The 10,699-nt window shown below is 70.5% G+C and carries 9 protein-coding genes; 3 read left to right on the top strand and 6 right to left on the bottom strand.

What is annotated here, in order from left to right; all coding sequences use genetic code 11:
* Window positions 1-218: 218 nt before the first annotated feature.
* On the bottom strand, window positions 219-704 hold the full coding sequence (locus ACIRF9_RS44180) for a hypothetical protein (RefSeq protein WP_403834765.1): 486 nt from the start codon (window positions 702-704) through the stop codon (window positions 219-221).
* Between the two features lie 39 nt (window positions 705-743).
* Window positions 744-1,484, bottom strand: a complete 741-nt coding sequence (locus tag ACIRF9_RS44175) for a hypothetical protein (protein WP_403834763.1) — start codon at window positions 1,482-1,484, stop codon at window positions 744-746.
* A gap of 402 nt (window positions 1,485-1,886) precedes the next feature.
* On the opposite strand from ACIRF9_RS44175, the gene ACIRF9_RS44170 reads away from it, so the two are divergent.
* The gene (locus ACIRF9_RS44170) at window positions 1,887-2,051 is read left to right on the top strand and encodes a hypothetical protein (RefSeq protein ID WP_403834762.1); all 165 of its coding nucleotides are present in this window, start codon (window positions 1,887-1,889) and stop codon (window positions 2,049-2,051) included.
* Window positions 2,052-2,210: 159 nt separating this feature from the next.
* Here ACIRF9_RS44170 and ACIRF9_RS44165 read toward each other — a convergent pair whose 3' ends face one another.
* Complete coding sequence (locus ACIRF9_RS44165; protein WP_403834760.1) at window positions 2,211-2,870, bottom strand: hypothetical protein; 660 nt, start codon at window positions 2,868-2,870, stop codon at window positions 2,211-2,213.
* Between the two features lie 1,790 nt (window positions 2,871-4,660).
* On the opposite strand from ACIRF9_RS44165, the gene ACIRF9_RS44160 reads away from it, so the two are divergent.
* Together ACIRF9_RS44160 and ACIRF9_RS44155 are read left to right on the top strand one after the other, a co-directional pair.
* Entirely contained in the window at window positions 4,661-5,518 is an 858-nt protein-coding gene (locus tag ACIRF9_RS44160; protein WP_403834759.1) for a class I SAM-dependent methyltransferase, read from the top strand.
* Between the two features lie 185 nt (window positions 5,519-5,703).
* The gene (locus tag ACIRF9_RS44155) at window positions 5,704-6,480 is read left to right on the top strand and encodes a hypothetical protein (protein WP_403834757.1); all 777 of its coding nucleotides are present in this window, start codon (window positions 5,704-5,706) and stop codon (window positions 6,478-6,480) included.
* Here ACIRF9_RS44155 and ACIRF9_RS44150 read toward each other — a convergent pair.
* The 3 genes from ACIRF9_RS44150 to ACIRF9_RS44140 all read right to left on the bottom strand — a co-directional run bounded on the left by ACIRF9_RS44150 (window position 6,477) and on the right by ACIRF9_RS44140 (window position 10,539).
* Window positions 6,477-6,788 (bottom strand): hypothetical protein, encoded by a 312-nt coding sequence (locus ACIRF9_RS44150; protein ID WP_403834754.1) that lies wholly within the window; start codon window positions 6,786-6,788, stop codon window positions 6,477-6,479. The two genes, ACIRF9_RS44155 and ACIRF9_RS44150, sit on opposite strands and share 4 nt — an antisense overlap.
* A gap of 89 nt (window positions 6,789-6,877) precedes the next feature.
* A complete protein-coding gene (locus ACIRF9_RS44145) occupies window positions 6,878-8,437 on the bottom strand; it encodes a DUF4139 domain-containing protein (protein WP_403834751.1) in 1,560 nt (519 codons plus the stop codon).
* 8 nt (window positions 8,438-8,445) lie between these two features.
* Window positions 8,446-10,539, bottom strand: coding sequence for a DUF4139 domain-containing protein (locus tag ACIRF9_RS44140; RefSeq protein WP_403834749.1), 2,094 nt, complete (start codon window positions 10,537-10,539; stop codon window positions 8,446-8,448).
* Window positions 10,540-10,699 lie beyond the last annotated feature (160 nt).

Genomic DNA, 10,699 nt, shown 5'->3' with positions numbered 1-10,699 from the left:
GGTGGGGGCCTGGGCCGGGGCCCCGCGCCCAACCGCGCCCCCCGGCGCCCCCCCCGCGGGGGGCGGGGGGGGGGGGGGGGGGGGGGGGGGGCCGGGGGCCCCCGGGGCCCCCCCCACCCCGACGGGCATTCGAATGCCCGACCCGGGTAGAGGCCGGTCTCGCGCAGCAGGTTGCCGGCCACCTCGGACCGTTCCAGGTCGGGCGACGTCCCCCCGGCTCAGTTCACCCCGCCGATGACCGCCTTGCCCTCGGCGGCAGCGGCGGCGAAGAACGGGCCCAGGTCCTCGAACTCGTCGTCCTCCGTCTCCTCGTCCCACTTGGCCGCCGTGCTCGGGACCCAGCCCTCGGCGACCAGCCCCTCCGCGACCTGCCGGACCTCGTCGGGGGTGAGGACGAACGCGGGTCCGTAGCAGAACTCGTACTCCTCGGTGACGTCGCAGCCGTGGCCGGAGGCCTTGGCCAGCCAGGGGTAGGCGCCCATCCAGTCGGTCGTGTTCTCCTCGGCCTGCGCCCGGCCCTCCGCGATGTCGCTGAGCAGGCGGTAGTCGTATCCGTAGGCGTCCGCTACAGGACGGAAACCGGGGACCGGCGCCCCGGGGTCGTCGTCCTCGTCGAAGAACAGGGAGTCGATCAGCTCGGGTTTCTCGCGGGCCGTCGTCAGCAGCGAGGGCTCGATCTTCGCGAGGGACAACCACATCGACATGGTGCTCTTGTTCCTTTTCAGGTGTGCGTGCGGTCGGGGTCAGCGGGCGTCCGGCGCGGCGGACAGTCGTACGACGGCGGTACCGGCCTGGGACTCGCCGAACTCCCAGCCCGCGACGAGCGAGCAGCCGATGCCGTCCAGGACGTAGGTGGTGAAGGGCCACCGGTCGGCGCCGCAGTAGTACGCACCCCGGTCGCGGGCGTCCTCCTCGTCGAGGCAGAGCATGCGCAGATGGTCCCGGAGCTCGGGGTGCGCGATCGCGCCCAGCGCCTCCTCCCACTGCGCCTCGGTGAGGCTGCCGTCCGTGACCACCCGCAGCAGCACGCTCAGCCAGCCGTTGAGCTTCTTCGACCCCGAGTGGGTCAGGTCGACGCCGTGGCGTTCGAGCAGCGGCCCCAGGTCCGCGCCGCGCACCACCACCCCCTCGGCACCGTCGGTCGCGGCGGCCCGTACCTCGGCGACGAAGGCCTCGTCGAAGGGACGCGGGCCCTTGTGTCCGCCCTCGCCCCAGGGTCCCGTCCCGGCGAGCAGGTGGGAGTCGAAGCAGAACAGCGACTCGCTGAAGTCGAACCGCCACTGGGCGGGGGAGAAGGGATGCTCGTCCGCACCCGGATACGGCAGTTCCTTCGGCTCACGGTCCGTCAAGCCGCTCGAGTAGACGCCGTATGCGGCAGCGGGGTCCTCGAGGGGCTTCCCGCCGAGCAGCACCTGGAAGGCGCCGTCCAACGCGCCATCCCATTCAGGAAGGCCGGCCTCGTGAGTCTTCTCGCCGGATGTCATGGGTGAACTGCTCCTGTGATCGCGCGTCGTTCGGGTTCACGCAAGGTACAGGCGCCCACTGACAGCGGGAGGAGAGGCCACCTGGCACGGGAGCGGTGTGGAGGGAGCCGAGGAGGGCCAGGTAGGTGAGGGGCAGGGGGCTCCACGTGCGATCAGCACCACGAGACTCGCGTCGACGGCGTCCCACTTACCCACCGTTGCCGAGAAGTCCTGGCCGGCCTCGGCGCTCGCGGGGCTTTCCACAGCAGGGTGTTCTCCTTGTGCACTTGTCTGTACGGCCGTTCGGCATGAAAACACTGCCGGGCCCGGATGACCGCGCCGGGCCAGAACGGGTAGCCCGGCGACAGCGCTGCTCGCCGCTTGGGCGAGAGTGGTGGTGCGGCCGGTGTCCTGCAGACGGCCATGGCCGTCGTACCTGCCGAACAGTGGACTGCTGGGCGCGCACGCGAACACCGGGGGAGGGCGAGCGAGCTGGCCGCTCTGCGTGCCTACGGCGCGGTGATCGCGCTGCTGCCTGACGACGCGGACCACGAACTGCCGGCGCGGCCGTTCGCCTGGCCCGTGTAGAACAGGCCGCCGGTCTCGGCGACCGGCGGCTGGGTTGGTGGAGGTGCGTGGTGCCGTGTTGGGGATGGGGTTGCGTGTCGGGCAGCGGGGACTGTCAGCAGTTGGTGTGGATGTCTACTGGCTTGCTCGGGGTCTCTGGCGTGAGGTTGATGGGGGGGATCAAGGGGTGGCCCATTCGGCACGCAGCGCTGCTCGCGCGGTTTGCAGGGTGGTGGCCAGGGCGTCAGTGAGGCGTGCCTGTTCTGCTGCCTGGGTGAGCAGGCTGAAGAATTCGGCCGGGTTGCCGGCTGTTGCTGGGCTGAGGAACTCCTCGAGTGCGGTTCTTTCGGGCAGGAGCAGCTTTTGCAGAGTGGTCATGTCCCGGTCGACTTCCTGGAGGGCTTCGGCAAGGTCTCCGTGGGCTTCTTGGGCGGCCTGGCGAAGGTCCATCAGTAGGGGCGCGATCAGGTCTGCCGCGTCGTCGCCGTGGTGGAGGGGCGACTCCTGCGCGTGGAGTTGGATGCGGCCGGCCCGGACGAGCAGATCCTCGACGCGGTCGTACAGCCCCCTCCACGTGTCGCGTTGAGCACCGCGTTGTTCCCGTGCGGCCTTCTCTTGGTGGTCAACGCCCCGGTCCTGTTCCAGCTCCCGGCGGGATCGGCGAGCACGCCATCGTTCGCACAGCGCTCCGATGATCGCGCCGGCTGCCCCTCCGGCGACAGGGCCCCAGAAGGCGGAGTCAGGGAAGGAGGATGCGCGGACTTGGTCGGGTGTGACGGGGTGCCCTTCCGCCGTCGTCTCGGGCTGAACCGGGGTGTGGACGGGGGTGGAGCGCAGCACGGCATGGAAGATCCTCGGGTCGGCGGGGGTCGTCGTGAGTGAGGGGTGGGGGCTGTCTTCAGGGAAGCCGAGGACACGGATGGCTGCGGCTGGGGCGGGCTGATCGAGTGGTGAAGAGGCTGAGACCTGCTTCGAATGTCCCGGCAGGGCCAGCACGATTGTGGCCAGGAGTGCGGTTCCGGCTGCCGCACCTCGTCGTGCTCCGGTTCGTGGCTTTGCTGTACTGCCGCCAGAGTGTTGCGCTGGTGTCATTGAGGTATCTCCCCCCGCCCCTCCTCGATTTGATGCTTTGCGAGGCCGGGAGGCCGAGGATGGGGGCGGTTGTGATGTGCGATGAATTCTTTTCCGGGTGGGCGATTACGGTTTCTCTGCTTGGTTCGTGACTCCTCTGGCGCTACGGCATTGCCCATTTAGGAATGCGAGAGCCAGTGCTGGGAATCTGGAAACGTGCGTCATTTCTTGACAAACAGTCATGTGTGCTGGGCTGTATGCCCAGAGTGCTTGTGTGCAGTTCTCTTCCGTGTCGTGCAGGCTGTTGGTTTGATGCCCCCTTCCATATCAGCAGAACTCAACGGGCCGTCAAATCATCCTGCATGGCCTTGTGGTGTTCAGTTCTTGCCCACGCCGCCCACGCCATGGATGGCCTCGGACGGCACGGTCGTCGGTCACCTCACGCAACCTCTCACCCAGACGTTCGAGTCGGTCCACTCGGCCGGTGAAGTTCGGGTTGCGGGGTGGCATGTTTCCCCAGCTGCGCGGCTGTGTGGCGCTCGCTCCTTCTTTCCTCCTCTCATGCGGGAAGACTGCGTCTCTGCCGGTGCGAGTACACATGCCATGGAGATTCCTGAAAACCGCGTAAAGGAAGTCGGCGTGACGACTCATCAACAATATCCCTATTGTGAAGCAAAACGACCCATCTCGTGCCGGAGGCATGCACGGTGGGCATGGTCCGAGGGTATTTGAAACACCCCGTCGGAGGTGGGTAATTCGCGCGGGGTTGCCCGAAACGAGCGGAGCGGGAAGGCTATGTCTCACGGTGTGCCGCCCTTTTCCGTCCACTCCTCACGCTCTGGCCAATGACCAACTGACCATGTAGGGCTCGGTATAAGAGCTCGTAACACGATCTTGTGGCCTCGGATGCGGAGCCCCGATGCTCACTTCTCGGGGTCGGACCAATTCGCCACAAGTGCTTGCCGATCTGGAAAGCAAGCATCGGAGACTGTCTCCTGGGTGGGTTCACCGTTGAGCCATCACATTTGCTCGGGGGCGCCGTCGCCGGTGTCGAACAGGCAGCACACTCCGCTGCTGTCGGCTGTGAGGTCGGTGAACACCTTCCTGATGTTGGCCTCGTCGCGTAGATGTACCGGATCTGGATGCGCCCGTCCGTCTCGGGTTCGGAGCCGTTTGTCTGCGCGTACTCACGCAGCGCGTCATCGACGTCGAACATGAGGGACGTGTCGAGCTCGAGCGTGCTGCTCGTTGAAATGGGACGCGAACGGTAGGACGAGCCGGTCGCCGCCGGGCAGGGTGATCTCAAGCGCGGCACGGCACCTGCCGGTGGCGTCGGCTCGGCCAGATCGGGCTGCAGGCCAACGAGAGGAAGGCGGCGTGGAGTTCGAGGCGTCGTTCCCATCGGACCGCTGGGCGTTCGAACGGCTGGAGATCACCGGCACGATCCGGCACCGCGGGTGACAACGCGACCGGAGAGCAATTCTGAAGAAGCGCCGTGAACGGCTCCCTGCCTAGCGTGAGAGGCACGAGACGCGGGCCGTACGACGGGGGAGGACACCATGCTCGACGAGCAAGCCGCAGCGGTGGACGGCACGGCACTGAGGGTCGCCCTGTGGCGCGCCCTGCACGTCCGGGTCGATCCGCCGCCGCATGTGCTCGAGGACGAGATCGGCCTCGGACTGGCCGCACCGGACGACGGCTGGCGCAGCCGCCCGGACATGGACCAGCGGGCCACGAGTCGTATGCGGGCGTCCATCGTGGCCCGTGCCCGCTTCATCGAGGACCTGGTCGTGGAGCAGGCCGGGCAGGGCGTCAGCCAGTACGTCGTTCTCGGCGCCGGTCTGGACACCTTCGCCCAGCGCAGGCCCGAGATCGCCTCGCGGCTACGGGTGTTCGAGGTCGACCGGCCCGGAACGCAGGCATGGAAACGGCGGCGTTTGATCGAGCTGGGCTTCGGGATCCCCGAATGGCTGACACTGGTGCCGATCGATTTCGAGGCGGGCGGATCCTGGTGGGAGGAGCTGACGGCGGCGGGCTTCGACCCGGGACGGCCGGCGGTCGTGTCCTCCACCGGAGTCACCATGTACCTCACCGGAGCCGCGGTCGCGGCCATGCTGCGGCAGATCGCGCATCTCGCCACCGGCTCCACGCTGGCCACGACCTTCATGGTGCCGCTCGACCAGGTGGCACCGGAGGAGTTCCCCCTGCTCCGAGCGACGGCGAACTCCGCGCGAGCAGCCGGAACCCCCTTCATCAGCCTCTTCTCCCCACCGGACATACTGACCCTGGCCCGGACTTCCGGCTTCCGGGAGGCCCGGCACATCTCGTCCACGACTCTCGCCCAGCGCTACTTCACCGACCGAACGGACGACCTTCGGCCGTCCAGCGCGGAACAGTTGTTGGTGGCCATGACCTAGCCGAGTGCATCCGGGACGGACAACAAGATCATCCGGCGCATACCGGGCGCGGCGGGAAGCGCAAGGACCCCGACCGCGGGGCCCGGCCCCGTCGCCCGGCGATCTGTACCGGCCCGTAGGGGTCCAGCACGGGGAGGACAGATCCGGCAGTCCAGCGGCGGAGACGTCTGAGACGATGCGCACTCATGGGAAGACGAGACGACAGCGACGAGGCATACGTGGTCGGCCTGTGCAGTGAGGTCCTTCGTGAGGCGGCTCTGACTCAGCACAGGTTCGACTGGTTGCAGGGGGATCCCGGTCAGAGCGGCCGCCGCGTGAAGCTGCCGGTCGATGCCTACTGGCCCGGCCACCAACTCGTGGTCGAATACCGGGAACTCCAGCACGACCAGGCGGTGCCTCACTTCGACAAGCCGGACAGACTCACCGTCAGCGGTGTTCATCGGGGCGAGCAGCGGGCTCTGTACGATGCACGCCGTGAGGCCGAGATTCCCGCCCACGGACTGCGGCTGGTCGTGATCCGCCCGGCCGACCTCGATGCGGACGGCCGAGGACGGCTGCGCCGCAACAAGGAGGCCGACCAGGCGGCCCTGCGGAAGATCCTGGCACGCGACAGCGATGAGGACCGGGTGACGGATGTCTTCCGCACATGGCTGCTCGGCCAAGGCTGGACACCAGTCGATCCCACCGACCGCTTCACCGACCTTGAAGCCGTCCGCGGCGACGAGCGGCTGATCTGCGAGGCCAAGGGCCGCACCAGCGAGAGAGGCATCGACGCAGACATCGCCTACGGCCAACTGCTGCGCCGCATGACGAGCCAGAACCCCCTGACTCAGTACGCACTGGTGGTGCCGTCCTCGTCAGCCAAGGCCATCGCACGGGTTCCCTCCCACATCCGCGCATTGCTGCGCATGGACGTCTACGAGGTGACGGACGACGACCTGGTGCGCCGACTTCCGGCTTAGCCGGGAGGGCTCGGTGGCCTGGGAAAGCCCAGCTCGTCCAGCAGCGCGCTGAAGAGGTCCTCCACCATGGGTTCCCGAGAGCGCAGCAGCTCCCCTATCCGGGGCTGCTGCGCCGTGGCCGGGATGTCAGCCGCTGCGGCCCGGACGAGGGCGCCTTCAGCGTCGGCCGGAACATCGGCAACACAGGCCGGCGCGACGGTCCATTCGACCAGGGCGAGCAGGAAGTCGTCCTCCCACAGGCCGTGATCGAACTGGAGGGTCTGCCAGCCGCCCGGTCGTGGCGACCACGCCTGCACGGTGTCCTTCACCGCCCGATCGATACCGTCGAACAGCGGCGCTTCCAGCAGGGGACGCCCGCCACGGGCAAGGACCAAGTGACCCGAAAACCCCACGAGACTCAGAGGCCGGTGACCTTGCCGCTCGCCGACAGTTCGTAGACCAGGGTGACGGTGCGGCGGCCGCCGGGTGGGAGGGTGAGGTTCCAGCGGGCGATGCCGTCGGCGTCGACCGTGTCGGGGGCCGGGGAGCAGGACTCCTTGCGCAGCCGTGTCTCCACCGCCGAGACCTCGGACACCGGGATCCGCTCGCGGAGGACGATCACCCGCGCGCCCTGCTCGCCGGGGGCGGAGAACCGCGACACGTCGAGCCGGACGGTCCGGGTGAGCACGGTCCGCTGGGTGATGCCCGTGGTCTCACGGGTCTCCTCGGTGTGCCGGACGACCCGGTGGTCGTCGCGGCTGCCGTAGGCGAGTTCGAAGGAGGCGCCGGGTGCGGTGAAGTCCAGGGTGCCGCGACCGGTGAAACCGCTGCCGCGGACGAGGTCGACGGGCCCGGCGAGCAGCGCGTGGCCGGACCGGTTGTCGCCCCGCACCACCTGGGTGACCAGCGGGGACAGCTCGGGTGCGCAGGCGTATTCGATGCTCGCGGCCGTGGTGAAGGAGGAGAGCGGCACCCGGTGGGCGCGGCCGTCCGCAGGCACCGAGACCGGCACGGGGGAGTGCAGCACCCGCACCTCTCCGCCGTCGTCCACTCCCGGCAGGCCGAGCACCGGCGCCGGACCGAGCTCCGCGATCTCCTCCTCGCGCAGTTCCACGTCGACGGTGCGGCGCTCCGCGGAAGAGCGGTCCTGCAGCGTCAGCCGGTCCTCGCCCAGCCGGGGCGGCGCGGTGGCCAGCGCCGACCGCGCCGTCGACAGCGTCAGCCGTACGCCGGACCAGTCCTCCCCGGTGCGCTGCCACACCATCGCCTCGGTCTCCAGCGTGAGCGAGTCCCCGTCGAGTACGGCCCGGTAGGCGGGCCGCCACAACGCACACGGGGTGAGATGGCCCAGGCGCAGCCCGGCCGGCCCGGCCGCGGCGGACTCGACGGTCAGTTCGATGTGGCCGACCAGTTCGGCGGGCTCCTCCTCGGCGAGGTCCAAGGCCTGCCGGGCCTTGTCGAGTTCGGCTGTGAGGGCGGTCAGCCGGGCCTCCAGGGCGCCCAGTTGCTCGCCGTAGGAGTCGCGCTCGTCGTCCACCCGGTCCAGTTCACGGGTCCAGCGGGGCCCCTCGCTCTCTCCGAAGCCGGCGCCCTCGCCGATCTCCCGCAGGAGATCGGCGGCGAGACGGCCGAGGACGTCGAGGCGGGTCCGCAGCCGGTCGCGCCGCTGCCCCAGGGCGAACTGCTCCTCCTCCAGCGCGTGCACGCGGTGGCGCAGGGCGGAGTCGTCCTCGGTGGGCCGCGGCCCGCGTGGCGTCCACGCACGGACGATCCGTACGTCGAGCACGGTCGCCGGGTGTTCGGCGGTCAGCTCGGCGTGCAGCGTACGGTCGACGGCCAGTGCGCTGACGGGACCGAGACGCAGCCGCTGGACGCCGGCCGCGAGGTCGAGCGCGGCGGTGCGCTCGACATGGGCGCGGTCCTCCAGGCAGGTGACGGCGGTGACGGGGAGGGGAATCGGCTCCGGTGCCGTGGACATGGGTGTGGTCAGCTCCTGCGGTTGCCGCCGACGACGGACTTGGCGGACGGGATGCGGATCTCGTAGCCGCCGTCGAGGGCGGTGGTACCGCCGGCGGGCAGGTCCACCCGCCAGACGCGGGTGCCGGGTGCGTGGTGTTCTGCTTCCGCGCCGTCGTCCGGGGGCGCCGTCCAGTCGGCCCGCTCCTCGATCCGGACGTCCGCGTCCGAGGAGACGGGGACCCGCTCGCGTACCTCGACGGTGACGGGTCCGGCGAGCCGGTTGGCGAGTTCCACGTGGACACGGTGGTCGAGCACGGTGGTGCTGTTGCGCAGTCCCGACGTCGACTCGTGCAGGTTCGTACGGCGGGTGACCCGGATGCCCTCGGCCGGCCCGAGCCCCACCCGGCGGACACCGCCGGGAGCCAGCGTGGGCAGTCCGGTGGTCAGCAGGAAGTCCTCACCGGAGGTGACCTCCACCGGCCCGGCGAGCAGCGCCTGGTCGGTGGAGTTGGAGAGCACCAGCGTCGCGTACACCGTCTGCTCCACGGACGGCACACAGAGGTACTCGGTGCGCAGACCGACCGGGATCTCCCCGACGGTGACGGTGTGCCAGGTGCCGTCCGAGGGAATGTCGGCGCGGGCGACGGCGTCGAAGCGGTGGTCGAAGGAGCCGGCCGACTCGCGGGGCCGTACGGCGTGTCCGGGCAGCGGCAGCGCGGCCATCGCTTCGGCGCGGCGACGGTACTCGGTCGCCACCGGGTCGAACGGAGCGTCGGGGAACAGCCGACCGCGGCGCGCTCCCTGCTCGTCGGGGCCGCACAGGACGAGGGCGGAGTAGTCGAGTTCGGCACCGCTCGGCTGCGGCGGACCGGCCGCCGGGGCCGGAGGCGGGGGTGGAGCCGCCTTGCGGGAGGCCATGCCACCCACGGACGGTCGCGCGGACCGGCCGGGGGCCGCCGGCGACATGGGGACGGAGGCCGGCGGCGCCATGGGGGCGGGGGGCAGGGGCATACCGCCCGGTGGAGCGGGGAGGGGCTGCGCGACATCGCTGACGGCGCCGCCGTAGACCTCCTGGTACGGGTCCTCCCCGGCGAACGCCGCGCCATAGCCCTGCGGTGCCGGCGGCGGAACGGGGCCGGACGAGAAGCCGCCCGCGGCAGCCATGGCCACGGACGTGGCGGTCGAGGCAGGGCGAGGGCCTGCCGCGTCGTACCCGGTGAACAGGTCGGCCAGGCCCGACGGGGGCTCGCGCCAGCCGGAAGGCGTGGGGGCGGACTGACGGCGTCCGATCCGGAGGGAACGGAGCCTGGGCAGGTCGGTACGGCGGCGCAGGTCGGCGGTGGCCAGGGCGATGCGTACGCCGGTCCAGTCCTCGCCCGTGCGCTGGGCGACGGAGGCGCGCAGGACCAGACGCCCGCTGCTGTCGCCCGGACGGTGGGTGAGACGGTAGGCCGGCACCCAGACGGCACCCGGCACCCCGTACTCCAGCTCCACCTCGACCTCCACCTCCGCGTCACCGGTGCCGTCGAGGGTCAGGAGCGCAGAGACCGTGGTCTCCACATACGCCGGCGGCGCGTCGTCGGAGGAGCGGGCGAGCCGGTCCGTGGCGACCGAGAGCGCGTGTTCCACGCGGCTCAGCTCGTCCTCCAGCTCGACGAGACGGGTGTGCAGCCCGGTCAGGCGCTCGTCGACGAAGCCGGCGAGCTCCAGCCAGGCGTCGACGGGGGTGCGGCGGGGCGGGTCGTCCCGCTTGCGGCCGGGTGGGACGGGGCGCAGAGCCCCGACCTCCTCGATCAGCCCCCGCTGCCGGTCCCGGCGCCCCTGCGCCGCGGCGTACGCCTCGCGCAGCCGCTCCACCTCGCGCCGCAACTCGTCGGGCACGGCGGTGGCGACCGGCTCGGCCTCGATCTCCACCCGCGCTTCGGTGACGCGCACCCCCGGAGCGCCGGTGACACGGGCGCGCAGGGATCCCGGGTCCAGCGAGCGGGGCAGTCCGGTCACCCGCACCCGGCCGTCCGCCGGCACGCCGCCCCGGGCCGCGCGGCGGCAGAGCGCGCCCTGCGCGTACACCACGACCGAGTCGAGGGTCGATTCCCACGTCCGCGCCGTCTCACCCGTCATACGCTCAGCCCCCCGCTGTGTCCGTGCTGAGCGAAGCCTACGCCGGGCAGCCCGCGCATCCGGAGCCGGTGGTCATCTCACTGTCCCGAGCCCGCGAGCACATCACCCGCCCCTCCCGGCCGCCAGCACCTCACCCGAGCACCCCCGGCCCGCAGCCGTC

This window comes from Streptomyces sp. NPDC096132 (genome assembly GCF_044763345.1).
Lineage (GTDB): Bacteria > Actinomycetota > Actinomycetes > Streptomycetales > Streptomycetaceae > Streptomyces.
Note: the sequence above shows the minus strand (reverse complement) of the source record. Positions and strands in the feature narration are given on the sequence as shown.

Excerpts from the sequence above, each read along its gene's own strand:
- ACIRF9_RS44180 (WP_403834765.1), bottom strand. The coding sequence starts at position 704 with ATGTCGATGTGGTTGTCCCTCGCGAAGATCGAGCCCTCGCTGCTGACG.
- ACIRF9_RS44175 (WP_403834763.1), bottom strand. The coding sequence starts at position 1,484 with ATGACATCCGGCGAGAAGACTCACGAGGCCGGCCTTCCTGAATGGGAT.
- ACIRF9_RS44170 (WP_403834762.1), top strand. The coding sequence starts at position 1,887 with ATGGCCGTCGTACCTGCCGAACAGTGGACTGCTGGGCGCGCACGCGAA.
- ACIRF9_RS44160 (WP_403834759.1), top strand. The coding sequence starts at position 4,661 with ATGCTCGACGAGCAAGCCGCAGCGGTGGACGGCACGGCACTGAGGGTC.
- ACIRF9_RS44155 (WP_403834757.1), top strand. The coding sequence starts at position 5,704 with ATGGGAAGACGAGACGACAGCGACGAGGCATACGTGGTCGGCCTGTGC.
- ACIRF9_RS44145 (WP_403834751.1), bottom strand. The coding sequence starts at position 8,437 with ATGTCCACGGCACCGGAGCCGATTCCCCTCCCCGTCACCGCCGTCACC.
- ACIRF9_RS44140 (WP_403834749.1), bottom strand. The coding sequence starts at position 10,539 with ATGACGGGTGAGACGGCGCGGACGTGGGAATCGACCCTCGACTCGGTC.